Raw genomic sequence first — 23,927 nt, 5'->3', positions numbered from 1 at the left:
GGTTCGGGGCGTATGGAAGAGGCGGGGGCGACCGGCGCGGGGCCGGCGGCGACCGACGGGGCCTCGACGCCGCCCAGGGTGATCCGGCGCTCCATCCGCTCCAGGCGCTGGAGCAGGCCACCGGTCGAGTCGTCCGCGCCGGGCAGCAGCATCCGGGCGCAGATCAGTTCGAGCAGCAGCCGGGGCGCGGTCGTGCCGCGCATGTCCACCAGGCCGTTGTGCACGATGTCGGCGCAGCGCGAGAGGGTGCCCGGGCCGAGCCGCTGCGCCTGGGCGGTCATCCGCTCGATCTGATCCGAAGGGCCGTCGATCAGGCCCTTGGCGGCGGCGTCCGGCACCTGCTGGAGCACGATCAGGTCGCGCAGCCGTTCCAGCAGGTCGGAGGCGAACCGGCGGGGGTCGTGCCCGGCCTCGGCCACCCGGTCGACGGTGGCGTAAGCGGCCGCGCCGTCCCCCGCGGCGAGCGCGTCGCACATCTCGTCGATCAGTGCCGAGTCGGTGACCCCGAGCAGCGCGGCGGCCCGGGCGTAGCTGACCCCCTCGGGGCCGGCGCCCGCGATGAGCTGGTCGAGCACGGAGAGGCTGTCCCGGGCGCTGCCGCCACCGGCGCGCACCACCAGCGGGAAGACCGCCGGCTCGACCCGGACCCCCTCCGCCTCGCAGAGCTGCTCCAGGTACGGCCGGAGCACCTTCGGCGGGATCAGCCGGAACGGGTAGTGGTGGGTCCGCGACTTGATCGTGCCGAGGACCTTCTCCGGCTCGGTCGTGGCGAAGATGAACTTGACGTACTCCGGCGGCTCCTCGACCAGCTTGAGCAGGGCGTTGAAGCCGGCCGGCGAGACCATGTGCGCCTCGTCGATGACGTAGATCTTGAAGCGGCTGCGGGCCGGCGCGAAGAACGCCTTCTCCCGCAGCTCACGGGCGTCGTCGACACCACCGTGGCTGGCCGCGTCGATCTCGATGACGTCGATCGAGCCGGCGCCGTCGGTGGCCAGCGAGCGACACGACTCGCACTGCCCGCACGGCTCCGGGGTGGGCCCCTGCTCGCAGTTGAGCGAGCGGGCCAGGATCCGGGCGCTGGACGTCTTGCCGCAACCGCGGGGGCCGGAGAAGAGGTAGGCGTGGTTGAGCCGCCCGCTGCGCAGCGCCTGCGACAGCGGCTCGGTGACGTGCTCCTGGCCGATGACCTCGGCGAAGGTGCGCGGCCGGTACTTGCGGTAAAGGGCCAGTGCCACCCGTCCCGCCTCCTCTCGACCGAGCCATTCTGCGCCGGTAGGGCGTGGGTGACCACCCACCACCCCGTGACCTGACGCGCTGCGACGTTACCGGGACCCGGAGACAGAAAGGCCCCCCGTGCACCCGTCAGAGCCCGCTTATCCTTGCTGCCTTCCGGCCCTGGGGAGGTTCACGAGATGCACGCCGCACGGGGGGTACGACAAGCGTACCCGACGTCGGGTGGATCACCAGGGGGTGGTGGGGTGGCCGGTCCGTCGGAGACCTGTATCCTGGCTCGCGGAGGATTCGCCTAGAGGCCTAGGGCGCACGCTTGGAAAGCGTGTTGGGTTAACACCCTCACGAGTTCGAATCTCGTATCCTCCGCTCCTCCGAGCAGCACAAACGAGAGGGCCGGCCCCATCAGGGACCGGCCCTTCGTCGTCTCTACGTCGCTCTCGTCTCAGTTGTCGTCTCACTTGTCCTGTTCCTGCCGGTCTGCCGCGGGTCCGTCGCCGGTCTCCCCCGGCCGGCGCGGCGGGTCGCCCCAGAGCAGTCCGCTGAGCTGCTGCGCGATGTCCCGGCGCTCCTGGCCGACGCCGAGTTCCCCGCGACCACCGCCGGCTACGCGGATCTGTTGGCCTGGATGCGCTCCTTCGGGCGGGTCACCGCCGTGGGCGTGGAGGGCACCGGCAGCTACGGCGCCGGACTGGCTCGCTATCTGACTGGCAAGAAGATCGCCCTTGTGGAGGTGGACCGGCCGGACCGCCGCGCCCGCCGCGCCCAGGGCAAGTCTGATCCAATCGACGCTATCGCCGCCGCCCGAGCCACCCTCGCTGGCACCGCGATGGGCACGCCGAAGACCCGCACCGGACCGGTCGAGGCGATCCGCGCCCTGAGGGTCGCCCGCCGAGGAGCAGTCAAGGCCCGCACCGCCGCCTTGAACCAGATGCGCGGCCTGGTCACCGCCGCCCCCGAACCCCTACGAGCCCACCTGACCAGGATCAGCGCCGCCGTGCTGGTCAGCCGGTGCGCCGAGCTGACCTACGACCCGGCCAGACTTCACGAGCCGGAGCACGCCACGCCGTAGCCCGGATCGGGCTCGCCCACCGGGTCACCACCCTCACCGAGGAGATCACCGCCCTCGACCGGCAGGTGACACCCATCGTCGCGAAGGGCGGCGCCCCGCACCACGGCCCTGTTCGGTGTCGGCCCCGACGTCGCCGCCCAACTGCTCACCACTGCTGGCGACAACCCCGACCGGCTGCACTCCGAAGCCGCCCTCGCCCACCTCTGCGGCGCAGCACCCATCCCCGCCAGCTCCGGACGGGTGCGCCGCCACCGCCTCCACCGAGGAGGCGACCGCGGCGCCAACCACGCCCTGCACACCATCGCGCTCTGCCGCATGCGCTACGACCCACGTACCCGCGCCTACGTCCACCGCCGCATCACCAAAGGCCTCAGCAAGCAGGAGATCCTGCGCTGCCTAAAGCGCTACATCGTCCGCGACGTCTACACCGCCCTACGCGCCGACTTCGCCGCCCTCGCCCCTTGACCTCCATAGGAGCATCGGGATGGCGGGGCGGCTGTGGGCGTCAGCTCGCGGCATGTCCTGGAGCTCTCTCTTCCCCGCGCACCCGACCGCCACTACGCTCCGGCGCTCGGAGAGGCAGCCACGGGTCAGTCCGGATCGGTGACGTCCCTGCTCAAGCCTGCCTCGATCTTGCCAACGCTCAACGCATCGGAGCCAGGCTGCGCAGCTTTAGCGGCGTGCTCGGGCCGCCGGCGGTCAGCCGGTCAGCCAGATCGAGGCCCGTTTGATGTACGCGAGCTGTGCGGCGAAGGCGACCAGTGCCACCGCCACACCGAGCGCGATCGCCAGCGCGGGGGATCCGCCCAGCACCCCGGTCAGCAGGGTGACGCCCAGGCCGATCAGCAGTGCGTTGACCGCGCCCACCATCGCTGCCGTGGTCAGCAGCAGTTGCCAGCGAGCCGGCCTGGTGCCCACCGCCGCCGAGATTGCCTGCACGTCGCCCCCGCCGGTGACCGCGTCGGCGAAGAAGTCGTGCTCACCGGCGAGCTGGCGGTGGTAGTAGGCGCGGATGCGCTGGATGCGCTTGAGGTTCAGCGAGTTCTCCACCATGTTTTGCACTAGCCGGCCGAAGGTGAGCAGACCAGTGATCACCAGGGTCGGCAGCACCGCGCCGAGGTACGGCTTGATCAGGTGGCCGCTGCTGGAGACGAAGCCGAGCCCGATCAGCGAGGCGGACAGCAGTGACAGGAACACGGTCGCCCGCCCGACGGACTCGGTGATCGTGGCGCTGCGGGAGGTCTGGAGCACGAAATGCTCGGTGGTTAGGGCGGTGAGCAGCCCCTGCTCGCGCGCATCCTCGTCCATGCCGCACCTCCGGTGCTGGTGGCCCGCCGCGAACTACCAGGAACTGGCAGCAGCAGCGCCAACGATCGGTATGCGGCCACCCAGCGGGCCTCCACCGCTGCTTGTGGCTTTTGTCATCTGCCTGCATGACCCGCCGGCATTGCGGTCCGGGTTTCGGCTGCCGCCTTGATGAGCTGTGCCGCTTCGTCGGGGTGAGAAACCATCGGGACGTGGCTGGCAGGGACTTCGATGGTGGTCGCGCCCATGCGGCTGGCGAACATGCGCTGCGCGTCCGGCGGGATCGCCTGGTCCTCCGTGGCGACCAGGTACCAGGACGGCAGCGATGTCCAGGCCGGGACGCCCATCGCATCGTTGAAGGCTGAGCCGGCAATTGGCTGCTGTACGGAGTGCATCACCTTGGCCCGGACCGGGTCGACGTCGGCCGCGAAGTGCTGGACGAAGTCGTCCTGCGGCTGCCACATGAAGCCCTGCTCGTCGGTGAACAGGTGCGCCAGCGCCGGCGGTGTGGGTCCCTGCGACAGCAGGGCGGCGAGCGACTCCCCGTTGTCGAGCCCGAAGGCGGCGATGTACACCAGCCCGGCCGCGTTCGGCGCGTCGGTGCCGAGGGCGGTCATGATCTGGCCGCCGTAGGAGTGGCCGACCACGATCGTCGGGCCGTCCTGCAAGTTCAGGACTTGGCGTAGCCGGGCGACATCATCGGCCGTCGAGGTCAAGGGGAACTGCGGAGCCGTCACCTGGTAGCCATCGGCCTGTAGGCGCTCGATGACGCCGCTCCAGCAGGAGCCGTCGGCCCACGCACCGTGGACGAGGACGATGTTCGGTCGGCCATTCATGCTGGGTTCCTCCCTAATGGGTCGAGTGGTCGTTTCTGCCCATGCTGGCCTGCGGGCGACGGCCGATATCCGCACGTTGACTGTGCCCGCCGCCCTGACCAGGTGAAGTCAAGCTGCGAGTACCAAATCGGCCTAGGCGTAAACGTGCTCGGTCCGGCTGAGTCGAGAACCGAAGGGAGAGGCAGCGAGGAGGCAGCGAGACGACCAGCGACGGCCGCGACCAGACCACACAAGGCGGCAGAGGGGCCATGCTCCGCGGTGCAAGACGACATCGGATGTCATCGAACGATGTCCCGTAACCGCGTTCGGGACGAAGGGGTCAAGCTCCGCCAAGGAGACGGCCGGCGCTGGCAGCCCGGCTACACCTCGGCTATCCGTGATGACGGAACCCTCGCGGGTCGCGCTGCTGACGGGACGGGTAGAAGCGGCGGTAGACCGCGGGGACAAAAAGCAGGATCAAGACGATGATCGCCGCGCCCACGAGCAGGGGCGGCCCCAGTGCGTCACCAATAAAGCTGCCCTATTGCGTGCGCTATCCAGCGATTGATGGCGGCCGCCGCCCGTCTTGAGCCTCGCGATGGAAAATCTGCGGCGCCGGGCGCGCGCGATGGCTTAATGCAACAGTGCCCCCCGGGCACTCCTACGGTCACGGTGTACACCGACGACTACGGCGAGCCGGTCCCGAGCCCCGTTCCGGGCCCGGGACCGGTGGACTGTCAGTTGTCGGTGCCGTTGCTGGTGATTTCCCAGAGGATGTTCTGGCCGTGCTGCTGGGTCCAGAACATCCGCCACCCGTCCTGGAACGGCCTGGGGTTCTGTGCCCCGAGGATGCCGTTGACGCTGGGGTCGCCGTTGGAGACGTGGATGCCGGTGATTTCGTTGTCGTCATCGTTGTGGAAGCCCGGCGTCCCGATGAGCAACGCGTCCTCGGTCGCGGCCTCGTCGCGGCCCTCAGCCAGGAACCGCACCGGCTCGTTGGTCTTGCTGTAGTCGGCCTTGACGTCGAACAGGTACGCCGAGTCGAAAGCGTTGCGCTGCTTGTGCAGCGTGGACCCGCCGTCTTCGACCGCGGCGACGTGGTCCCGGTCGACGAAGGTGACGTTGTCCAGGCCGGTGTGCGCCTGGTCACCGCGGTAGAACAGCCGCAGCTTGCCGTGGTCGGCGCTCGGGTCGTTCTGGGTGAGCTGGTACAGCCCGCCCCAGCCTCCGCACTCGGCGTTGGCGTCACTGGTGGCGTTGGTGTCGCCGGTGGCCGTGAAGAAGAACTCGTTGAAGTTCGTCCCTGGGCGGAAGACACCGTTCTCCGGCCGCTTGAACGGCGTCGCCGCGGCCGTCTTCGCCAGGGCGTTGGCGTCGAACGGCTGGCCCGACGTGTCAACCGCGGTGTCGTGGATCGTCACCCACGCGGTGTCGAACACCGTCCCGTACGAGCTGAGGTCCTTCTGCTCGTCGGTGAAGACGCCGCCGGTGGGGTGGCCCGCGTCGATCGCCTGGAAGGTGATCGGGCTTCCGGTGCGGTTGGAGATGACCTGAAGCGCTTGGAGCTTGCCGCCCTTCTTGAGGTCTCCGCGGTCGTTGGGCACGAAGCGGTACACGAAGCTGTTGGGGTTCTTCGCCGTGCTGCCCGCGGGCGAGTTGCCGCCCGTGTCCTCGACCATCCACACGTTGCCGGCGGAGTCGTTCTGGATCCCCTCGTAACCGGCGCGGCCGAGAACGTTGGAGACGTCTTCCACCGTCGAATTGATGTCGGGGGTGGCCTGCAGGACCGCACCCTTGTTGCCGTTCTCGGCGGTGAGCAGCAGCCGCTTGGCCCACGGGTCCCAGGTGGAGCCGTCGATCGGCGGGACCGGCGTGGTGCCGTCGGCGAGCGTGGCGGCCAGCAGCGTCACCCGGTGCGCCGCATCGGCGTCGAGGTTCACCCGGGTGAGGTAGCCGGCTTTGCCGCCCTCGTGACCCTGGAACACGAAGTTACGGCCGTAGTTGTAGGTCGGGTCCGCGCCGTGCAGGCCCGACAGCCGCAGGTAGGTGTTCTTGTCCGGCTCGGTCTTGGACGCCTCGGCGAAGCTGTTGGCCGGGTCCGGCACCAGCGTGCCGTCATTGAGATAGCCGTAGTACTTGACCAGGTCCGTCGGGTTCTCCAGCACGTTCGAGCCCTGCGCGGCGATGTACTCACGCAACTGCGGCGACAGCCCGTTGGGCGCCGCGACGCCCCGCATGTCCGGCGTGGCCGGGATCGACATCCAGTTGATCTTCTCATCGGCGTTGGCGGTGCCGGCGCTGAGCGCACCCACCCCCGCGACCGCGATGGCGAACGCAGCAGCGCCCGCGATCGACCGCTTCCGTACAGCCATTCAGCTGCCCTCTCTGATTGGGGAACATCACCAGCGAAGGCTGCCTCGGCCAAAGATGAGCAGGCGTTGCGAGACGGGCAGATTGCCGGCGGGTGAACTGTTGACCCAGGCAACTTTCGACACCGTACTGGCGTTCTCCCCGGGGTTCGCGGCGCCGCTGGTAACCCACGGGCAGCCACGCGTGTTCGTGACGAGCCGCGGTACCTGTGCCGCACGACGCTGACGGCGGCTCAGGACGCGCAATTGGCCCCGTACCTCGACGAGCGGCTGGCTGCGCGCCTGGCCGCGAAGACGTCGGTGCAGCCGTCGCCACCCAGCCAGGTGGCGCTGTAGCAAACGCCTCCTGACCCCGCGGACATTTCGCCGACCAGTTCAGACCCGTGGATCTGAAAATCGGACGGTCGGGCTCGACACCAGACCACCCGACAGTCCGCGACGACGTGAGCTGATCAGCCATGACGTGTTGGCCGACCACCCTTGGACGGGGGCCGACTGGTTGATCTTCTGTTTCGGCAGCGTGGCTAGGGTGACGCCATGATCGACTTTGCCAACGGCTCTGCGTTCAAACTGAATCCGTGCAACCCAGCCGACATCGCCCCTTCGGTCGCACCACTGCTGATTCCTGGTGAGCAGATGGTCTCGTGCTTCAAGGCTGTTCGGGACTTTGTTGTGTTTACGGACAAGCGCCTGATTGCGGTTAATGTTCAAGGAATTACTGGGAAGAAGCGAGACTTCACATCTCTCCCTTATAGCAAGATTCAGGCGTTCTCGATCGAGACTGCCGGCACCTTCGACATCGACGCCGAACTCGACTTGTGGTTCAGCGGGCTCGGAAAGGTTCGGCTGGAGTTCAAGGGGGGCTCGGACATTCGGCAGCTCGGGCACATGGTTGCCTCCTACGTGCTGTAAGCAGGGCTCAGGCCGGGGTCGTCTCAGTTCCCGTCTCGTTCATGACCGGCTGGCAGCAATCACCAACGTCCACCCCCCTCGTCCGCACCTGCGGCACGAACGCTGTCGACCGGGACACGAACCGCGCCGGGCAGACTTGGAAAGCGTGTTGGGTTAACACCCTCACGAGTTCGAATCTCGTATCCTCCGCACCCACACGGGCCGGCCCTTCGTCGTTTCCCCGCTCTGGAGCGGAAACGCGGCGTCTGATCGCCGCCAGACTCCCGACTCCCCGCCGACCAGGCTGGTCGTATGAGCAACGTTCTTGAAGGCAAGGTGGCATTGGTGACGGGCGGCAGCCGGGGCATCGGGGCCGCCGTGGCGCTGCGGCTGGCCCGGGAGGGCGCCGACGTGGCGCTGACGTACGAGCAGCGAGCCGACCGGGCGGCGGACGTGGTCGAGCAGATCAAGGCCGTCGGGCGGCGGGCGCTGGCGATGCCCGTCGACAGCGCCGACGCGGACGCGATGAGCGGGGCGGTCGACCGGGTCGCCGGGGAGTTCGGCCGACTGGACATCCTGGTCAACAACGCCGGGGTGTTCCTGGTGGGCCCGGTGGAGGAGCTGGGCCCGGCCGAGTTCGAGCGGACGGTCGCGGTGAACGTCCGGGCGCCGTTCGTGGCGTCAAAGGCGGCGGCCCGACACATGAGAGAAAGCGGCCGCATCATCAACATCGGCAGCAACATTGCCGAGCGGGCGGTGTTCCCCGGGTTCGCCCTCTATGCGATGAGCAAGACCGCCCTGGTGGGCCTGACCAAGGGTCTCGGCCGCGAGTTGGGAGGTCGCGGGGTCACCGTGAACCTGGTGAACCCGGGACCGACCGACACGGACGCGAACCCGGCGGACGGGCCGAACGCGGAGATGATCACCGGCTTCACGGCACTGGGCCGGTACGCGGCACCGGCCGACATAGCCGCAGCCGTCGCCTTCCTCGCCGGGGAGGACGGCGGGTACGTCACTGGTGCAACGATCAACGTCGACGGCGGGTTCACGATCTAGCCCCGACGTGCGCTGTCCAGCGTCAGCCCCGGCCGCCCGATGTGGCCGGGGCCGGCACCCGGTCCGGCGACGGCTCGGCCGACGGCGTCGTCCGGTCGCCGCCGAGCAGGGCCCAGCCGGCGAGGGCCACCGCGGTGACCGCCGCCACCAGCAGGATCACCCGGTGATTGACCAGCGCCAGCAGGCTGGCTCCGGCGGCGACGGCGAGCGTGCCGGGGCCGAAGGTGAGCATGTTGACCGTGGCGGAGACCCGGCCGATCAGCGGGCCGGGCGTCTCCCGCTGCATGGCGCTCCATACGGTGACCAGCACCAACGGCACGCCGAGCCCGACCGCCAGGCTGCCGGCGAGCACCGGGACGAGGGATGGCACGGCCCGCAGCGCCATGCCGGCGGCGAAGACCGCGATCGCCGCCGCCGTCACCCGCCGGTCCCCGAAGCGGCGCAGCAGCGCGCCGGCGGCCAGGCCGCCGAGCAGGGACCCCACGCCCTGGAGGGTGGCGGTCACCCCGTTGAACTCCGGTGGTCGGTGCAGGCCGACGTCCACCACCGCGTACCCGACCGCGCCGTTGATCCCCATCAGCAGCATCGTGGCGCCGGTGCAGGCGACGAGGTGCCGCAGCGGGCGATTTCGGCGCAGGTGGCCCAGCCCGTCGGCGAGCTGCCGGCCCCAGCGCTCTGGCGGGGGCGGCGGCTCCTCACGTACCCGGATCAGGGTGAAGGTCAGCGCGGCGAGGGAGGGGCAGGCACTGCTCGCCGAGTCGCTGGCCCGCAACCTGCTGGACCGGGTCGCCCACGGGCACCCGACACGGCTGGCCTGACGACCGACGCCGAGCTCTGGGTCTCCCCGGAGGACTGGGCGGCCGCCCGGCACCGGATGCACGCGATCATGACCGAGCTGCACGACGCGGCCCGCCCCCCGCACGCCCCCGGTACGGTCCGGGTGGGGGCGACGGTGATGGCCTTCGAGATGACCGACCCCGGCGCGCCGATCGGGGACTGAACGGTCGTACACATGTTCCATCCACAGCCTGTGGACGCCGGGGGGATCCGATGAGTTACCAGCTCAGCGCGGTCGTGGCCGATGTCGAGCTGCTCCGCGAGCAGACCGCCGACCTGGACCACGCGGTCCTCGCCGCGCTCCGGCAGGACTTCGCGCTGCTGCCGGTGACCCCGCAGCTCGTCGAGGAGTTGACCGGCGCACTGCCGGACTTCGCCATCGGGGAGCCGAACGCCGAGCAGCCCTTCCAGCTCGTCCTCTGGCCGGTGCTGGCCGACCTGCTGGCCGGGTGGTCACGGCGGGGACCGGTCGGCTACCTGGAGGCGGAGTTCGCCGGTGGGCTGGGCCACCAGTCGGCAGTGGTGTGGCTGGGCGGCGAGGTGAGCTGGGGCCCGTGCTTCGACGACAGGCTGGACCGGCCGCGCGCCGAGTGGCCGATCAACGAGGCGCTGGCCCGGTTGGGCGCGGAGCCCGGAGCGTGGATCGATCCCTTCGCCGAGCTGGGCCTGCACCTGGAACGCGACACGGCCGGCTGGCTGGCGCACGGCCGCCGCGGCCTGACCGCCGACTACTGGGACGAGCTGGCCGAGGAGTGGGAGGACCAGCAGTCCGCCCCCGGGAGCGGCAACCTGAGCTTCTTGTCCGATACGTTATGAGCTATGCCGACCTTCGACGGTTTCGAGGAATTCGACATCCCGACGACCGGTACGACGATCCACGGACGTCGAGGTGGTGCGGGCCCACCGGTCCTCCTCCTGCATGGCATCCCCGAGACGCACCTGATGTGGCATCGGGTGGCACCGCAACTCGCCGAGCGGTTCACCGTGATCGCCACCGACCTTCGCGGCTTCGGTGCCAGCGGCACGCCGGCGAGCACGCCGGACCATGCGCCGTACAGCATGCGCGAGATCGCTCGGGAGCAGGTCGAGGTCATGAACGCCCTCGGGTACGACCGGTTCAGCGTGGTCGGCCACGACCGCGGAGCACGCTGCGCCTACCGGATGGCGCTGGACCACCCGGGGAACGTCGCCCGGCTCGCGGTGCTGGACGTCATCCCGACGGCCGACACCTTCCGGAACGCGGACAAGGACTTCCTGCTGGGCTTCTGGATCTGGTCGTTCCTCGCGGCCCCGGAACCGGTCCCCGAGCAACTCATCGCTCGAGCCCCCGCAGTGATCGTCAACCACATGCTCGACTCCTGGTCCGACGATCCCGACGCCTTCCCGCCGGAGGTCCGCGCCGAGTACGTCGACAAGTTCAGCGACCCGGACACCATCCACGCCATCTGCGAGGAGTACCGAGCGTCCGTGACCCTGGACTACGAACATGACGAGGCCGACCGTGGGAAGCGGCGGATCACCTGCCCGGTCCTCGCCCTGTGGAGTCAGAGCGGCGCGTTCGCCAGCCGGTACCAGCCGCTCGAGGCGTGGCGGGCGTGGGCCGACGAGGTGCAGGGCGGCCCGATCCCGGCCGGGCACTTCCTGGCGGAAGAGGCCCCCGGCGAGACCACGCGTCGCCTCATGGCATTCCTGACCTGACACCGTCGGGGCGTCACAACCTCACTCAGTCCTCCAGCGCGCGGGTGACCACGGTGACGTCCTCGCCGCCGAGCCCGCGCTCCACCACCCAGCGCCACTGCGCGGCCAGGCTGTCGGCCACGGGGAACCGGTCGGCCTCGACGCCTTCCAGCGCCAGGTCGACGTCCTTGAGGGCCAGGGAGAGCGGGTACTGCGGCGAGTAGTCGCTCTGCCCGATCCGCTGCAGCTTCTCGGCGGCCCAGGGGGCGACGAGTGGGCTGCCCTGGAAGGCGTTCAGCACGGCCTGCCGGTCCAGCCCGAGGGACTGGCCGAGCGCGATCGACTCGGCGAGGCCCTCCGCGATGAACGCGAGCAGCAGGTTGTTGACCAGCTTGATCCGGGAGCCGGCCCCGACCGGCCCCACCCAGGCTGTCCGCTGCCCGAGCACGTCGAACAGCGGAGAGATCCGGTCCCGGGCCTCGTCCGGACCGGAGGCGAGGATGACGAGTTTCCCCTGCTCCGCCGGGCCGCGGCTGCCCGCCACCGGCGCGTCCAGCAGCACGACGTCGGGCCGTTGCTCACTCACGAGCCGGGCGAGGCGTTCCGTACCGGCGACCCCGATGGTGCTCATCTGGGCCCAGATCGCACCCTGGGGCATGGCCGCCAGCATGCCCTGGTCGGTGGCGATGGAGAGGACAGCGTCCGCGTCGGTCACCATCGTGATCACCACGTCGGCCCGGCGTACCGCGTCCGCCGGGGTGTCGGCCACCTCCGCGCCGTGCTCGCCGATTTCACGGGCCCGCTCGGGGCTCCGATTCCAGACGAATGTGGGCAGGCCGGCCCGGACGAGGTTCGTCGCCATCGGTCGTCCCATGCCGCCGAGCCCGAGTACGGCCACCCGCAGCCTTTCCGCCATCTGACCCTCCGGTTGCTGCTCCTACCGGCAGCGTAGGTGAGCCGATCGCAGGGGGCCGGAAAAGGACGAAGCGCCCGGGAGGAAACCCGGGCGCTTCGACCATTGGCGGTGGCGGCGGGATTTGAACCCGCGGAGGGCGTAAACCCTCACACGCTTTCGAGGTCTGCGACCAGACGTTCAGGGGCTACCGAAGAGGTTCACGACCAGGTTGCGGTGCGGGCTCGGCCTCGGGTGGACCGCCTTGCACGCCAGCGAACGAGACCACGAAAGAGACCACACCGCGGTTCAGGAGCGCCTGATGACCCACCTCCATTCCGCGGCCGATTTTCGCCGGCTCCCGTGGTACCCGGTCCGCATGACGAACCCGGTTGATCCCTCCCTGCCCGACGAACTCGACGAGCACGCCGGCGGCGCCGACCCCGGACCCGGCGCGCCCGACCGGCTCCACGCCGACCCGGGCAAGCCCGACGAGCAGTTCCAGTAGGCGTCGCGGGGATCGCGTCGGGCGGCACCTCGCCCGCCGACGAGAACCCGGCCGCCGACCCAGGTGGCGCCCAGCGCGGCAACCAGTGACGACATGGCCGTACCGTGCTGGCTCACCCGGCAGGGCTCGCGGCCAGGGCCGGCGTGAGCAGCGCACCAGGCCCGCTTTCCAAGTCTGCCCGGTGCGGTTCGTGTCCGGTCGACAGCGTTCGTGCCGCAGCTGGGAACGACGGGGTGGACTTTGCTGACTGCCGCCGCCGGCGATGAACGAGACGGGAACTGAGACGGCCCCGCTAGAGCCCTGACAGTCGGTAGGAGTCACCACATGCGCGGAAGGCCTATTAGCTCGACCACCATCCCGCCCGCTGTCGGGACTTCTCGAAGTGAGGCGACGCGTCCGCTGCCTCCTTGCTGCTTCCCGGGTGTGGTCGAGGAACCCGTCCAGCGAAGGCTGCTGCCGTCGGTCGGTTGCTGTAATCCGCTGGTTCAATCCGGAGCCACGGCCGATCAGCCGCGGCATACCTCGCGTGGCTCGTCAGTCTGGAGCGTCCACATCGCCGGCAGCCGGCTGTCGGGGCTCAGGACCTGCATGACAGATCGGTATCAGGACCTGGGTAACTCTCCGCCGCCTATGGCACGGGCCGACGCCTGGCCAAGGTCGACGAGCTGATCAGAACCGGCGGCGACGGCTGGAAGGAACTGATCGGCCTCTACCGTCGCCCGCCACGGGCGAGGCCGTACGACCCAAGGCCGCAGCAGCACATCCACCTCCACCAGCGCTGCCGGGTGGTACGACTGTTTCAGGGGCTGACAGAAGCGGCAGAAACGGGGCGAACCGATGACGAGTGGCGCAGCCCGGCTGCTGCGGGAGGAGCAGCGGGCGACGTTCCTGGACCTGTTCCTCGACCTGGTGTTTGTCTTCGCGATCTTCCGGCTCTCGCAAGGGCTGAGGGACCATCTGAACTGGAGCGGCGCCGTCCAGACGCTGGTGCTGCTGCTCGCCGTGTGGTGGGTGTGGAGCCAGACGGCGGGGGTAAGCAACAGGTTCGACCCGCGACGGCCGACGATACAGCTGCTGGTCATCGGGTCCATGTTCGGCAGCTTCGTGCTGGCGGCCGCGGTGCCTGAGTCGTTCGGCGAACATGGCTTGCTCTTCGCCGGCGCGTACGTCGCCGTCCAAGTCGGCCGCAGCCTGTTTCTCGTGATCGTCACGCGTGGCGACGAGCGGCAGCGTCCCGAAATGCGGCTGCTGTTCTGGTACGGCGTGTCGGCGGTGCCGTGGATCGCGGGCGCCGTCGTGCAGGGTTGGGCGCGTGGGGTGCTGTGGGCGCTAGCGCTGGCCGTGGACTATACGGCGGCCCCACTCCGCTGGCCCACGCCCGGGCTGGGCCGCGCGAGTGCGACGGAGTTTGCGATCTCGGCCGAGTTCCTGGCCGAGCGGCATCGCCAGTTCTTCATCATCGCGCTCGGCGAGCTGATCCTGGTGTCGGGATTGACGTTCACCAGCAGCGCCTTCGAGGCGGACCGCAGCGCGGCGGTCGTGGTGGCGTTCGCGACCACGGTGCTGCTGTGGCGGATCTACATCCACCGCGCCGGGGAGGTGTTCGGCGGGGCCGTCGCCGCCGCCACTGATCCGCTCCGCGTTGCCCTGTCGGCGACATACGCCCACCTGGTCATGGTCGCCGGCATCGTCGCGATCTCCGTCGGCGACGAGCTCGTCATCACCCACCCGTTCGGGCACGCCCAACCGGCGTGGATCGCCGTCATCCTCGGCGGACCCGCACTGTTCCTCGCCGGACGGGCCATCTTCGAGTACGCGGTGTTCGGCCGGGTGTCCCGAAACCGCGTGGCCGGGGTCCTCGTGCTCGCCGCCATGTCGCCGGCAATGATCTTTCTGCCGCCGGTGCTGGTCGCCGCCGCCGCTGCTCTCGTCCTGGCCGGGATCGCCGTATCCGACGCAGCCCGTGCCCGAGGACGCCCACCCGAGCCGCCCTCACCACCCGGCTAGCCGGAAAGTGTCACCCACGTCCCGACATTGTTCTGTCGCGGACGTCCTGAGACCCGACACGGCCGGCGGCCGGCCCCGAAACGGACCTAAATCTTCGAACCGCCCTCTGAGAGCGCCGTCGGGCTGCGCAGACGCTACAACCGGCACCGGTCAGAGGGTGACGACGGCGTCGTCGGCGAAGGTGAACAGGCCGGCCTTGAACGTGATCGTCTTCAGCTTTGTGCCCTTGGGAACGTCGAAGTAGACGTTCGCCTTCACTGAGTTGCCGGCGTTGATTTTGCCGAGGAAGCCCTGTCCGTCGGTGTTGCCGTAAATCCCGGCCGCGCCGTCGACCTCGAACTCCCGGCCGGAGCCGTCCTGAGCGGTGATGGTGCCGTCAGCATGGAATGTCTGCGCGTGCTTGGTGACGTTCTAGCTGGCTCTGGCAGCGCCCTAGTCGGGGATCTCGTGCTGGCGGACAACCCGGTCGATGCGGCGGTCGGGCACGACCCACATGACCGCCACGGTAACGAAACCTGCCAGGGCGAGCCCGACTCCGATGTGCCCGCTCCGGTCGATCAGCAGGGCGCTGAGGATCCCGGCGACGTAGAGCACCAGGGAGACCTTGCCCTTGATGTCGGCGCCGACGGCCTGCCGCAGCGGCGACCCCGGCCCCTGCTGCCGAATGATCACCGTCTGGAGCACGAAGTATGCGATGGCCGCGCCGAGCAGGTTCAGACCGTAGATGCCTACGGGGATCGGTTCAAACCTTGAGTCGTCGATCCAGGCTGTCGTCAACGGGAACAGCGACAGGCAGAACAGCAGCGCCAGGTTCGCCCACAGCACCCCGCCGCTGACCTGCCGTACCAGGTGGAACATGTGGTGGTGGTTGTTCCAGTAGATGCCCACATAGACAAAGGTGAGGAGATAGGTCAGCAGCCCGACGCCGGTCGTGCGGACGAGGTCGGAGAGGTCGTGACCTGCCGGGACCTTGAGCCCCAGCACCATGATCGTGATGATGATGGCGAGCACGCCATCACTGAACGCCTCCAGTCGGTTGGTCCGCACCGCGCCACCATCCTTTCGCCCTCAACCACGCGGCCGCGCACCACGACCTGGTGGGAGACAAGCACAACAGACGCTGCTACGGACGGGTCCGGCGCCACAGCAAAAACGCGGCGCCGAGGACGACGGTGGTGATGACGGCGTTCACGAGCAGCGGCCAGGGGCCGCGCTGCGGGCGACCGGCGCTGCGGATGGTCAGGTCCGGCAGCAGACCGGTGGCGAGGTGCAGGTCGGTGATCTCGCAGTTCTGCATGCCCAGCTCGCAGGTGGAGCCGATGTCGAGGCGGGACAGGGGTCCGGCGGGTGCCGGTGTCGAGCTGCACCTTGACCAGCGACGCGTGACCCGCGTCGTTGACGGCCGCGACGACCGCACTGCCCGCCGAGCGCCAGCCGAGCAGTCGCGCGACGTCCCGGACCCGCGCCGGTGGTGCGCCGGCGTCCGTGACGGGTACGAACTCGACGTCGCCGATCTCGTAGAGGAAGGTGTCATGGGTGCCGCCGCCGTTGGACGGTCCCTCGGAGATCCAGGGCACGGTGGCGAGGAACCTGCCGTCCCGCGACCAGCCGACGTTGCTCGTCGGCGATATCACTGGGATACGGCTTTCGATCACCCATGACCAGCCCAACGCCGCTAACGGCCGACGGTTATGACCGGGATTAATCTTTCATGACATCGAGTGGACGCTATCTACAGCCAACCTGCAGAACGATCTCCAACCGGACTCAAGCCGCATACCAGCTCAAAGATCTTCGAACCGCCCTCTGACGGCCACCGCTGGTTCGTTCGAGGCCGCATCGGAGGCGACGACGGCCACGAGGTGAACTACCAGTTCCGGAACCGGGGAGTGGTTCGGCTGGGCCAACGCGGTCATCTCCGAACTCGTCCCCATCGCCTCCCTCCTGACCATCCGCCGTCGCCGCCGGGCCGGAGCCCCGATCGGCTACCCGCTGTTCCTGCTCATCGCCGCCGCCGGCCTCTCCCTCGCCGCACAGCTCGCGGTCGCCAAGGCCGGCCCCTCCGGGTGGCTGCTCTCCGCTGTTCCGGCACTGGCGTTCATGGCCCTGGTGAAGCTCGTCCTCGCCCCGCCCCCGTGCGGGAGGACACCACGCCGGCTGAGCCGGCCGCCGCGGCGACCGCCCACCAAGCGCACCGCACGATCCGGGCCGCGCTCAACGAGGCGGTACGCCGGGGGCACCTGACGAAAAACCCGGCCGCCCTCGCCAAAGCCCCCCGGCTGCCGGAGAGCGAGATTGAGCCGTACTCGGTCGCGGAGGTGCAACGGCTCCTGGTCGCGACCCGTGGCCGGCGCAACAGCGCGCGTTGGGCGGTCGCGCTCTCCCTCGGGCTGCGACAGGGGGAAGCGCTCGGGCTGCGGTGGTCGGACGTAGACCTCGACGCCGGGACGCTGACCGTCCGGCGCGGCCGCCAGCGGCCGAGGTGGGAGCACGGGTGCCGCTCGCCGTGCGGGCGAAAGCATGGCGGGCACTGCCCCGACCGTCGCCCGATACGGGCCGATACCGCAGAGACCAAGTCTCGGGCCGGCCGGCGCAGCATCGGGCTCCCCGACGAGCTGGTGGCGCTGCTACGAAAGCACCGCGACGAGCAGGACCAGGAACGCGTCACTGCCGCCCAGCTCTGGGAGGACGGTGACTGGCTGTTCGCCACACCGACCGGTGGACCGGTCAACCCCCGTACTGACTACGACGAGTGGAAGCGGCTGCTCAAACTCGCCGGGCTACGGGATGGCCGGTTGCACGACGCCCGTCACACGGCTGCCACGGTGCTGCTGATCCTCGGCGTAGCCGAGCGTGCGGTGATGGGCATCATGGGCTGGTCAAACTCGGCGATGGCGGCCCGGTACCAGCACCTCACCAACCAGGTGCGTCGGGACATCGCCCAGCGCGTTGGTGGACTGCTGTGGGACAACCCGACAGAGGACCCGAAACCAGACCCCTGAGCACGGATTGAGACCAAAACTGACACCAGAAGCGGAACGCCCGACCGACCCTCGCGGATCGACCGGGCGTTCTCGCATTTCACGAGCGGTGGTGGCGGGATTTGAACCCGCGGAGGGCTTGCACCCTCACACGCTTTCGAGGCGTGCTCCTTAGGCCACTCGGACACACCACCGCCGAGTAGGGTACAGGACCTTGGGTGTGGACGCCGAACCGGTATCCACGGGCCGGGCCTGGCAGGATCCTTGCCATGAGTACGCACATCGGCGCTGAGCCGGGAGATATCGCCGAGCGGGTCCTGATGCCGGGCGACCCGCTGCGGGCCAAGTGGATCGCGGAGACCTACCTCGAGGACGCCAAGTGCTACTCGACGGTCCGCGGCATGCTGGGCTTCACCGGCCGCTGGAACGGCGTCGAGGTCTCCGTCCAGGGCTCCGGCATGGGCATGCCCTCCGCCTCCATCTACGCCCACGAGCTGATCAACGAGTACGGCGTCAAGACGCTGATCCGGGTCGGCTCCTGCGGCGCCCTGACCGAGGACCTCCAGCTGCGGGACGTGGTCGCGGCGATCGGCTCCTCCACCGACTCGAACATGAACCGGATGCGCTTCGACGGGCTGATCGACTACGCCCCGGTCGCCGACTTCGGGCTGCTGCGTACCTCGGTCGAGGTGGCCGAGCGGCGCGGCATCACCATGCACGTCGGCCCGATTCTGGCGGCGGACGCCTTCTACACCGACCGGCCGGACCTCTACGACACCCTGGCCGACTACGGCGTCCTGGCGGTGGAGATGGAGTCGGCGGCGCTCTACACCATCGCGGCCCGCTTCAAGGCCCGCGCGCTGACCATCCTAACCGTCAGCGACCACATCAAGACCGGCGAGAAGACCACCTCTGCCGAGCGCGAGCAGACCTTCAGCCAGATGGTCGAGATCGCCCTCGACACCGCCATCGCCTGATCGTCCCTTCGCCGCCCCGCCGCCTACCGGGTGGCGGGGCGGCTGCGTTCCAGATCACATAAATAAATACGACCGGTCGTGCTTTTTTTGTCTACGCTTCCGGCATGACCCTCGACGGCCGCCTCGCCCGCGGCGAACGGACCCGGACCGCGGCGCTCGACGCGGCCGTGGCCCTCGCCACCGAGGCCGGCCTCGACGGGCTCTCCCTCGCGCAGCTCGCCGACACCCTGGGCGTGAGCAAGTCCGGCCTGTTCGCGCACTGGCGCTCGAAGGAAGCCCTCCAGCTCGCCACCGTCGACCGGGCCGTGGAGCAGTGGCAGGAGCGGATCATCGGGCCGGCCCTGCGCGCCCCGCGGGGCGTACGGCGACTCTGGGCGCTGCACGAGGCCCGGATCGACTTCTACGCCGCCCGGGTGCTCCCCGGCGGCTGCTTCTTCGCCAACACCGAATTCGAGTACAACGCCCGGCTCGGCCCGGTCCGGGACCGGCTCGCCGAGGCGTTCGTCCGCTGGACCGCGTTCCTCGAACGCCTCGTCCACGAGGCCGTCGCCCTCGGCGAACTCCCCGCCGACGTGGACGTCCCGCAGTTGGCGTACGAGATCGACGCGCTCGGGATCAGCGCCGTGATGCGGTCCCGGCTGCTGGACCCGGACACCGCCTACCGGCACGCCCGCCAGGGCCTGCTGAACCGCCTACGGGCCCTGTGCCCCGAGCCGACCCTGCTACCGGAAGGCCTGTCATGAGCCGCGCCATCGTCGACCAGCCCGTCGTCGAGTTCGGTCACGTCGAGCACGTCACGGTGCACTTCGACGACCTCGACGCCATGGGCATCCTGCACAACGCCCGGTACGCGATACTGCTGGAACGGGCCCTGACGCCCTACTGGGCCGACCGCGGCGTCTCGTTCCGGGGCGGCCAGCACTTTGCGCCCGACGTGTTCCACGCGGTACGCGAGTTCACCATCGCCTACCGGGCCCCGATCACCGGCACCGGCCCGGTGGCCGTGCACTTCTGGCTCGAACACTTCGGCACCAGCAGCGCGCGGTACGCGTTCGAGTTCCGCTCGGTCGACGGCGACACGCTCTACGCGGAAGGCACCCGGGCGATCGTCCGGCTCGATCCGGCGACCCTGCGCCCCACCGCCTGGACCGAGGCCGCGCACGCGGTCGCCGCGACCCTGCTGCGCCCCGCCACGGCGCCCGCCTGACGGGCACGACCGACCCCGAGCGGCCGGTCAGCGGAAGAAGGCGCGCAGGAGGGCGGCGCTCTCGTTCTCCAGCACCCCGGCGTACACCTCTGGGCGGTGGGTGAGGCGGCGGTCGCGCAGCACGTCCCAGAGCGAGCCCACCGCACCGGTCTTCGGCTCCCAGGCCCCGAAGACCACCGTCGAAACCCGGGCCAGCGAGATCGCGCCCGCGCACATCGTGCACGGCTCCAGGGTCACCACCAGGGTGCAGCCCTCCAGGCGCCACCGCCCCAGCCGCTCGGCGGCCCGGCGCAGCGCCAGCACCTCGGCGTGCGCGGTGGGGTCGCCGGTGAGCTCGCGTTCGTTGCGCCCGACGGCGAGTTCGGTGCCGTCCGGGGCGTAGACCACCGCGCCCACCGGGATGTCCTCGACCGCAGTGTCGTCCGACTCGGGCGGCCCGGTGTCGGGGCCGGTGACCGCGACCTCCAGCGCCCGGCGCATCCACAGCTCGTGCCGCTGCCGGCGGCCCGCGGCGCTCAGGTCGGCGAACCCTTCGTCGGCACCGGGGCCGACCCGGCCCCCCGCGCCCGGCGTCGGCTGCCCCGGGCGGACGGTCTCCAGCGCCGGGTCCGTGGCATCGGCCGGCTCCCCGCCGCCGGGCAGCAGGGGCCCGGCCGGATCAGACCTCACGCAGCTCCTCGACCTCGTCCGCACAGCCGAGCACCTGGCAGATCTCGGCGGTGACGTCGGCCGGCAGCATCCCCTCGTGGCCGGAGAGGGCGAGCAGCTTCTGGGCCGAGATGCCCAGGTCGGCGAGGATGTCGGCGTCGCCGACCGGGTCGGCCTCCGGGTCGACCGCGGGCTGCTCGGTCTCCTCGCCGCCGCCCGCGGCGACCGGGGTCGCCTCGTCGCCCTCCTCGATCCCGGTGACCGAGGTCTTCAGGTCGCCGACCAGCAGGGCGCCGAGCCGGGACTCCTCGGCGTACGCCGAGTCGGAGCCGAAGATCCGCAGGTCCTCCCCGTCGTCGAGACGCAGGATCACCAGGTACTCGTCCTCGGCCTCGACGAAGAGCAGGGACAGGTCGGCGTCCGGCTCCACGTCGCGCAGCCGGTCGGCGACCTCGTCGATGTCGGTGACGCCCCGCAGGCTCACCTCGTCGGCGGTCCAGCCGCCCTCGACGCGCACCGCGGCAGCAGCGAAGTACGACACGGTCCCCCCAAATTGGCCTCGGCAGCAAGCCGACTCGTCACGCGTGCACGTTAACCGGTCGGGTCGGCAGGCGACCGGTCAACGCCCCGAAGGGCCGGCCAATCCTGGAGAAAGTCGGTCAGCCGGCGATGTGCCGGCGGGTGGCGATGAGCTGCCGCAGCTGCTGACTGCGCGCCCGCTGCGGCCGTTCGCGCTGGCGTACCGCGCGGGCCCCGGCCAACTCGGCGAGGAGCTGCAGGCGACGGCGGCTCCGCTCGGGATCGAGCCGCGGGGTGGTCCAGGCCATACCGCGAGGGTGAACCGTCACCGCGCGTACGTCAAGACGGTCTTCACTGCGCAGTCGGCCACTCACGCTGGGTCACCAGAGCGGCCAGTCCCCGCTCTGCGCCCAGCGCACCGCAACCACGGCGGCGGCGATGCTCCAGCCGCCCGCGGTGACGATCGCAATGCCGGTCGCCACCCCCCGGTCGCCGAACCGGACCAGCACCGCAGCGGTGAGCCAGGCCAGCGCGCCGGCCAGCACGGTCCACCACGCGTAGCTCGGCACGTCGTGCCCGAGCAGGCCGAAGAGGAGCAGCCAGGCCACGGCGGTCACGCCGCCGACGGCGACGCCGGCACCGCTGACCGGGTACGGCTCGCGCCAGGTCGGCCGGGGCGGCGGTCCGGCCGGGAAGAGTCCTGAGGGCGGGCGCACCGGCGGGCGGCCGACGCCCGGACGCGGCTCCCCGGGTACGGCGTCCCACCCGTTCATCGCCCCTGCTCCCTTCACGGACCGTAGGTGCCACTCGACGTACCAGGTCACGCAGAGCGACCAGCCGGAGGGTCGGCCGGCGACCAGGTCGGTCTCAGCGTTCGTCCCTACGGTAGTGGTCTGCCAGGATGGCCGGATGGGCTCGCGATCGATCGGACGCCGCGCGCGTTCCGTGTACCCGGTCCTGCTGTTCCTCGGCCCGGCGTTGCTCGCCGGCTGCGCGACCGGCGACCGCCCCACCGCGCCGACGAACGCGTGGAGCGGCCCGCGCGCGACCGCGACGCCGTCCGGGAACGCCACGCCGACGCCGACCCCGGGGACGCCGTCGCCCTCGCCGACCCGCACCGACCTGCGGCACGTCTTCCCGGTCCGCGCCGACAACGTCGCCTACCACCCGACGCACGCCGGGTACCCGGGGACGGACATCTTCGCCGACTGCGGCGAACCGGTGGTCGCGGTCACCGACGGGCGGATCCTCGAGGTGAGCCGGGTGGACCGGTTCGACAAGCAGGGCCCGCTGGGCCCGTACAACGGCGGCCTCTCGGTCTCGCTGCTCGGCGACGATGGGGTGCGCTACTACGGCTCGCACCTGAGTGCGATCGCCACCGGCATCAACCCCGGCGTACGGGTCCGCGCCGGCCAGCAGCTCGGCCGGGTGGGGCACACCGGCAACGCCAACAACGTCTGCCATCTGCACTTCGGCATCTCCCCGGCGTGCACAGGGCACAACGACTGGTGGATCCGGCGGGGTGAGATCTGGCCCGCCCGCTACCTGGACTCGTGGCGCCGGGGCGGCAACCGCGCGCCGGCCACCGAGGTGGTCGCCTGGCAGCGGAAGCACGGCTGCCCCAAGGCCCCGACCACGACCAGCGGCGCCGGCTGAGCGGAGTCCACTCCCGACACCCCGTCCGGACCGGTTCGGGGTTCCTGCGACCACCGCCGGGGGCGCGTAGGTTGCAGGACATGAGTGCCCGGGATCCCATCGCCGACCTGCGCCGGATCGCGTTCCTGCTGGAACGGGCCAACGAGGCCACCTACCGGGTCCGGGCGTTCCGCTCGGCGGCCAAGGCCCTCTCCGCGCTGCCCGTGAAGGAGGTGGCCGAGCGGGCCCGCACCGGCAAGCTTACCGAGCTGACCGGGGTCGGCGATGTCACGGCCCGCTGCGTGGTCGAGTCACTGGACGGCGAGGAGCCGGTCTACCTGCGCCGGCTGGTCGCCACCGAGGGCACCGATCTGGACGCCGCGGCCACCGAGCTGCGGACCGCCCTGCGCGGCGACTGCCACACCCACTCCGACTGGTCCGACGGCGGCTCGCCGATCGAGGAGATGGCGCTCGCGGCGGTCGAGCTGGGCCACGAGTACCTGGTGCTCACCGACCACTCACCCCGGCTCAAGGTGGCCCGCGGACTGACCGCGGACCGGCTGCGCAAGCAGCTCGACCACGTCGCCGCGGTGAACGAGGCGCTGCCGAAGGGCTTCCGCATCCTCACCGGCATCGAGGTCGACATCCTCGCCGACGGTTCGCTGGACCAGGACGAGGAACTGCTGGAGCGGCTGGACGTGGTGGTCGGCTCGGTGCACAGCGGGCTGAACGACGAGCGGGCGAAGATGACCCGGCGGATGCTGGCCGCGATCGCGAACCCGCACCTGGACATCCTCGGTCACTGCACCGGCCGGATGGTCTCCTCCCGACCGGCCGGGGTGAAGGGGCCGGGTGACCGGGCGCACCGGCCGCGTACCCGGTCGGAGAGCGACTTCGACGCGGACGCCGTCTTCGCCGCCTGCGCCGAGCACGATGTGGCCGTCGAGATCAACTCCCGGCCGGAGCGGCAGGACCCGCCTAAGCGGCTGATCCGACGCGCCCTGGAGGCGGGCTGCCGGTTCGCGATCAACACCGACGCGCACGCGCCCGGCCAGCTCGACTGGCAGCGGTTCGGCTGCGAGCGGGCAGCCCTGTGCGGCGTCCCGGCCGACCGGGTGGTCAACACCTGGAAGGCCGACCGCCTGGTGAAGTGGGCCCGCGCCCACCGCTGACCGCACCGGATGCCCAGGTCAACGGCGTGGCCCTGACCGACCGGGCCGGATGGCGCCATGTCGCCGACCTGGGTGTCGGCACATCGGTGGGCCGCCGCGACGGGCGGGCCCGGCGGCGGGCCTCAGCTC

General features: G+C 70.3%; 25 protein-coding genes, 2 tRNA genes, 1 other RNA gene and 4 pseudogenes. 16 read left to right on the top strand and 16 right to left on the bottom strand.

The genetic code is table 11. The features are described 5' to 3' along the window. Positions 1–1,235, bottom strand: a 1,235-nt coding sequence (locus DKL51_RS21020; protein ID WP_124812408.1) for a DNA polymerase III subunit gamma and tau, incomplete at its 3' end; no start/stop codon positions are given. Between the two features lie 107 nt (positions 1,236–1,342). Beyond that, an RNA gene (gene ffs, locus DKL51_RS21015) (signal recognition particle sRNA small type) lies at positions 1,343–1,433 on the bottom strand. 81 nt (positions 1,434–1,514) lie between these two features. Here ffs and DKL51_RS21010 point away from each other — a divergent pair. From DKL51_RS21010 to DKL51_RS36530, 3 genes are all read left to right on the top strand, one after another. Continuing rightward, a tRNA-Ser gene (locus DKL51_RS21010) sits at positions 1,515–1,599 on the top strand. A gap of 250 nt (positions 1,600–1,849) precedes the next feature. Continuing rightward, positions 1,850–2,302 carry an IS110 family transposase gene (locus DKL51_RS36535; protein WP_243420875.1) on the top strand — a complete coding sequence of 151 codons (453 nt, stop codon included), beginning with the start codon at positions 1,850–1,852 and terminating at the stop codon, positions 2,300–2,302. A gap of 108 nt (positions 2,303–2,410) precedes the next feature. Beyond that, complete coding sequence (locus tag DKL51_RS36530) at positions 2,411–2,767, top strand: transposase (RefSeq protein WP_311768072.1); 357 nt, start codon at positions 2,411–2,413, stop codon at positions 2,765–2,767. 234 nt (positions 2,768–3,001) lie between these two features. On the opposite strand, the gene DKL51_RS21000 is transcribed toward DKL51_RS36530, so the two are convergent. From DKL51_RS21000 to DKL51_RS20990, 3 genes are all read right to left on the bottom strand, one after another. Then, positions 3,002–3,610 carry a hypothetical protein gene (locus DKL51_RS21000; RefSeq protein WP_109945679.1) on the bottom strand — a complete coding sequence of 203 codons (609 nt, stop codon included), beginning with the start codon at positions 3,608–3,610 and terminating at the stop codon, positions 3,002–3,004. A 113-nt stretch (positions 3,611–3,723) separates the two neighbouring features. Next, the gene (locus DKL51_RS20995; RefSeq protein ID WP_109945678.1) at positions 3,724–4,443 is read right to left on the bottom strand and encodes an alpha/beta fold hydrolase; all 720 of its coding nucleotides are present in this window, start codon (positions 4,441–4,443) and stop codon (positions 3,724–3,726) included. Positions 4,444–5,159: 716 nt separating this feature from the next. After that, the gene (locus tag DKL51_RS20990) at positions 5,160–6,794 is read right to left on the bottom strand and encodes an alkaline phosphatase PhoX (protein WP_109945677.1); all 1,635 of its coding nucleotides are present in this window, start codon (positions 6,792–6,794) and stop codon (positions 5,160–5,162) included. A gap of 534 nt (positions 6,795–7,328) precedes the next feature. On the opposite strand from DKL51_RS20990, the gene DKL51_RS20985 reads away from it, so the two are divergent. After that, complete coding sequence (locus tag DKL51_RS20985) at positions 7,329–7,703, top strand: PH domain-containing protein (RefSeq protein ID WP_124812407.1); 375 nt, start codon at positions 7,329–7,331, stop codon at positions 7,701–7,703. 291 nt (positions 7,704–7,994) lie between these two features. Further along, positions 7,995–8,738 (top strand): SDR family NAD(P)-dependent oxidoreductase, encoded by a 744-nt coding sequence (locus DKL51_RS20980; protein WP_109946528.1) that lies wholly within the window; start codon positions 7,995–7,997, stop codon positions 8,736–8,738. A 22-nt stretch (positions 8,739–8,760) separates the two neighbouring features. On the opposite strand, the gene DKL51_RS20975 is transcribed toward DKL51_RS20980, so the two are convergent. After that, on the bottom strand, positions 8,761–9,510 hold the full coding sequence (locus DKL51_RS20975; RefSeq protein ID WP_109946527.1) for an MFS transporter: 750 nt from the start codon (positions 9,508–9,510) through the stop codon (positions 8,761–8,763). 278 nt (positions 9,511–9,788) lie between these two features. Between DKL51_RS20975 and DKL51_RS20970 the strand changes: the two genes are divergently transcribed. Continuing rightward, positions 9,789–10,391, top strand: a complete 603-nt coding sequence (locus DKL51_RS20970) for a hypothetical protein (protein ID WP_109946526.1) — start codon at positions 9,789–9,791, stop codon at positions 10,389–10,391. A 3-nt stretch (positions 10,392–10,394) separates the two neighbouring features. After that, complete coding sequence (locus DKL51_RS20965) at positions 10,395–11,273, top strand: alpha/beta fold hydrolase (protein ID WP_124812406.1); 879 nt, start codon at positions 10,395–10,397, stop codon at positions 11,271–11,273. Positions 11,274–11,298: 25 nt separating this feature from the next. On the opposite strand, the gene DKL51_RS37685 is transcribed toward DKL51_RS20965, so the two are convergent. Both DKL51_RS37685 and DKL51_RS37680 read right to left on the bottom strand, forming a co-directional pair. Further along, positions 11,299–11,676: an NAD-binding protein gene (locus DKL51_RS37685; protein WP_341477438.1), complete on the bottom strand. Its 378-nt coding sequence runs from the start codon at positions 11,674–11,676 to the stop codon at positions 11,299–11,301. Positions 11,677–11,682: 6 nt separating this feature from the next. Further along, positions 11,683–12,171, bottom strand: a pseudogene (locus DKL51_RS37680) (NAD(P)-dependent oxidoreductase); the annotation flags it as partial. A gap of 352 nt (positions 12,172–12,523) precedes the next feature. Here DKL51_RS37680 and DKL51_RS36525 point away from each other — a divergent pair. Continuing rightward, positions 12,524–12,652 (top strand): hypothetical protein, encoded by a 129-nt coding sequence (locus DKL51_RS36525; protein ID WP_260428604.1) that lies wholly within the window; start codon positions 12,524–12,526, stop codon positions 12,650–12,652. An 837-nt stretch (positions 12,653–13,489) separates the two neighbouring features. Then, complete coding sequence (locus DKL51_RS20955; protein ID WP_124812405.1) at positions 13,490–14,659, top strand: low temperature requirement protein A; 1,170 nt, start codon at positions 13,490–13,492, stop codon at positions 14,657–14,659. A 150-nt stretch (positions 14,660–14,809) separates the two neighbouring features. On the opposite strand, the pseudogene DKL51_RS20950 reads toward DKL51_RS20955, so the two are convergent. The 3 genes and pseudogenes from DKL51_RS20950 to DKL51_RS35080 form a co-directional block, all read right to left on the bottom strand. Beyond that, positions 14,810–15,040, bottom strand: a pseudogene (locus tag DKL51_RS20950) (DUF4352 domain-containing protein); the annotation flags it as partial. A 51-nt stretch (positions 15,041–15,091) separates the two neighbouring features. Further along, complete coding sequence (locus DKL51_RS20945; RefSeq protein ID WP_109946520.1) at positions 15,092–15,706, bottom strand: TMEM175 family protein; 615 nt, start codon at positions 15,704–15,706, stop codon at positions 15,092–15,094. A 76-nt stretch (positions 15,707–15,782) separates the two neighbouring features. Beyond that, positions 15,783–15,956 carry a hypothetical protein gene (locus DKL51_RS35080; RefSeq protein ID WP_165823209.1) on the bottom strand — a complete coding sequence of 58 codons (174 nt, stop codon included), beginning with the start codon at positions 15,954–15,956 and terminating at the stop codon, positions 15,783–15,785. A 578-nt stretch (positions 15,957–16,534) separates the two neighbouring features. Here DKL51_RS35080 and DKL51_RS20940 point away from each other — a divergent pair. Both DKL51_RS20940 and DKL51_RS20935 read left to right on the top strand, forming a co-directional pair. Then, positions 16,535–16,828, top strand: a pseudogene (locus DKL51_RS20940) (hypothetical protein); the annotation flags it as partial. A gap of 2 nt (positions 16,829–16,830) precedes the next feature. Continuing rightward, a pseudogene (locus DKL51_RS20935) lies at positions 16,831–17,661 on the top strand (tyrosine-type recombinase/integrase); the annotation flags it as partial. Between the two features lie 86 nt (positions 17,662–17,747). Here DKL51_RS20935 and DKL51_RS20930 read toward each other — a convergent pair. Beyond that, positions 17,748–17,834, bottom strand: a tRNA-Ser gene (locus tag DKL51_RS20930). Between the two features lie 75 nt (positions 17,835–17,909). On the opposite strand from DKL51_RS20930, the gene deoD reads away from it, so the two are divergent. The 3 genes from deoD (at position 17,910) to DKL51_RS20915 (ending at position 19,824) form a co-directional block, all read left to right on the top strand. Beyond that, positions 17,910–18,617: a purine-nucleoside phosphorylase gene (gene deoD / locus DKL51_RS20925; RefSeq protein ID WP_109946519.1), complete on the top strand. Its 708-nt coding sequence runs from the start codon at positions 17,910–17,912 to the stop codon at positions 18,615–18,617. 104 nt (positions 18,618–18,721) lie between these two features. Next, positions 18,722–19,360 carry a TetR/AcrR family transcriptional regulator gene (locus DKL51_RS20920; RefSeq protein WP_109946518.1) on the top strand — a complete coding sequence of 213 codons (639 nt, stop codon included), beginning with the start codon at positions 18,722–18,724 and terminating at the stop codon, positions 19,358–19,360. Then, positions 19,357–19,824, top strand: coding sequence for an acyl-CoA thioesterase (locus DKL51_RS20915; RefSeq protein WP_109946517.1), 468 nt, complete (start codon positions 19,357–19,359; stop codon positions 19,822–19,824). The genes DKL51_RS20920 and DKL51_RS20915 overlap by 4 nt, the downstream gene beginning before the upstream one ends. Before the next feature lie 27 nt (positions 19,825–19,851). Here DKL51_RS20915 and DKL51_RS20910 read toward each other — a convergent pair whose 3' ends face one another. The 4 genes from DKL51_RS20910 to DKL51_RS20900 all read right to left on the bottom strand — a co-directional run bounded on the left by DKL51_RS20910 (position 19,852) and on the right by DKL51_RS20900 (position 21,764). Next, complete coding sequence (locus DKL51_RS20910; RefSeq protein ID WP_109965633.1) at positions 19,852–20,304, bottom strand: nucleoside deaminase; 453 nt, start codon at positions 20,302–20,304, stop codon at positions 19,852–19,854. 178 nt (positions 20,305–20,482) lie between these two features. After that, complete coding sequence (locus tag DKL51_RS20905; RefSeq protein ID WP_109966140.1) at positions 20,483–21,013, bottom strand: tRNA adenosine deaminase-associated protein; 531 nt, start codon at positions 21,011–21,013, stop codon at positions 20,483–20,485. A gap of 118 nt (positions 21,014–21,131) precedes the next feature. Next, on the bottom strand, positions 21,132–21,299 hold the full coding sequence (locus DKL51_RS35075; RefSeq protein ID WP_165823208.1) for a hypothetical protein: 168 nt from the start codon (positions 21,297–21,299) through the stop codon (positions 21,132–21,134). 72 nt (positions 21,300–21,371) lie between these two features. After that, the gene (locus DKL51_RS20900; protein ID WP_185734868.1) at positions 21,372–21,764 is read right to left on the bottom strand and encodes a hypothetical protein; all 393 of its coding nucleotides are present in this window, start codon (positions 21,762–21,764) and stop codon (positions 21,372–21,374) included. 136 nt (positions 21,765–21,900) lie between these two features. On the opposite strand from DKL51_RS20900, the gene DKL51_RS20895 reads away from it, so the two are divergent. Further along, complete coding sequence (locus DKL51_RS20895) at positions 21,901–22,647, top strand: M23 family metallopeptidase (protein WP_109946514.1); 747 nt, start codon at positions 21,901–21,903, stop codon at positions 22,645–22,647. A gap of 80 nt (positions 22,648–22,727) precedes the next feature. Beyond that, positions 22,728–23,798: a PHP domain-containing protein gene (locus tag DKL51_RS20890; protein WP_109966139.1), complete on the top strand. Its 1,071-nt coding sequence runs from the start codon at positions 22,728–22,730 to the stop codon at positions 23,796–23,798. The last annotated feature ends 129 nt before the right edge of the window (positions 23,799–23,927 follow it).

The sequence above is a fragment of the Micromonospora globispora genome (genome assembly GCF_003857015.1).
Lineage (GTDB): Bacteria > Actinomycetota > Actinomycetes > Mycobacteriales > Micromonosporaceae > Micromonospora > Micromonospora globispora.
The sequence above is the reverse complement of the archived record's forward strand: the minus strand, read 5'-3'. Positions and strand labels throughout refer to the sequence as shown.

What these genes read in the sequence shown, in the direction of transcription:
- DKL51_RS21000 (WP_109945679.1), bottom strand. Translation starts at nt 3,610, where the DNA reads ATGGACGAGGATGCGCGCGAGCAGGGGCTGCTCACCGCCCTAACCACC.
- DKL51_RS20995 (WP_109945678.1), bottom strand. Translation starts at nt 4,443, where the DNA reads ATGAATGGCCGACCGAACATCGTCCTCGTCCACGGTGCGTGGGCCGAC.
- DKL51_RS20990 (WP_109945677.1), bottom strand. Translation starts at nt 6,794, where the DNA reads ATGGCTGTACGGAAGCGGTCGATCGCGGGCGCTGCTGCGTTCGCCATC.
- DKL51_RS20985 (WP_124812407.1), top strand. Translation starts at nt 7,329, where the DNA reads ATGATCGACTTTGCCAACGGCTCTGCGTTCAAACTGAATCCGTGCAAC.
- DKL51_RS20980 (WP_109946528.1), top strand. Translation starts at nt 7,995, where the DNA reads ATGAGCAACGTTCTTGAAGGCAAGGTGGCATTGGTGACGGGCGGCAGC.
- DKL51_RS20970 (WP_109946526.1), top strand. Translation starts at nt 9,789, where the DNA reads ATGAGTTACCAGCTCAGCGCGGTCGTGGCCGATGTCGAGCTGCTCCGC.
- DKL51_RS20965 (WP_124812406.1), top strand. Translation starts at nt 10,395, where the DNA reads ATGCCGACCTTCGACGGTTTCGAGGAATTCGACATCCCGACGACCGGT.
- DKL51_RS36525 (WP_260428604.1), top strand. Translation starts at nt 12,524, where the DNA reads ATGACGAACCCGGTTGATCCCTCCCTGCCCGACGAACTCGACGAGCAC.
- DKL51_RS20955 (WP_124812405.1), top strand. Translation starts at nt 13,490, where the DNA reads ATGACGAGTGGCGCAGCCCGGCTGCTGCGGGAGGAGCAGCGGGCGACG.
- DKL51_RS35080 (WP_165823209.1), bottom strand. Translation starts at nt 15,956, where the DNA reads ATGCAGAACTGCGAGATCACCGACCTGCACCTCGCCACCGGTCTGCTG.
- deoD (WP_109946519.1), top strand. Translation starts at nt 17,910, where the DNA reads ATGAGTACGCACATCGGCGCTGAGCCGGGAGATATCGCCGAGCGGGTC.
- DKL51_RS20920 (WP_109946518.1), top strand. Translation starts at nt 18,722, where the DNA reads ATGACCCTCGACGGCCGCCTCGCCCGCGGCGAACGGACCCGGACCGCG.
- DKL51_RS20915 (WP_109946517.1), top strand. Translation starts at nt 19,357, where the DNA reads ATGAGCCGCGCCATCGTCGACCAGCCCGTCGTCGAGTTCGGTCACGTC.
- DKL51_RS20910 (WP_109965633.1), bottom strand. Translation starts at nt 20,304, where the DNA reads ATGCGCCGGGCGCTGGAGGTCGCGGTCACCGGCCCCGACACCGGGCCG.
- DKL51_RS35075 (WP_165823208.1), bottom strand. Translation starts at nt 21,299, where the DNA reads ATGGCCTGGACCACCCCGCGGCTCGATCCCGAGCGGAGCCGCCGTCGC.
- DKL51_RS20900 (WP_185734868.1), bottom strand. Translation starts at nt 21,764, where the DNA reads ATGAACGGGTGGGACGCCGTACCCGGGGAGCCGCGTCCGGGCGTCGGC.
- DKL51_RS20895 (WP_109946514.1), top strand. Translation starts at nt 21,901, where the DNA reads ATGGGCTCGCGATCGATCGGACGCCGCGCGCGTTCCGTGTACCCGGTC.
- DKL51_RS20890 (WP_109966139.1), top strand. Translation starts at nt 22,728, where the DNA reads ATGAGTGCCCGGGATCCCATCGCCGACCTGCGCCGGATCGCGTTCCTG.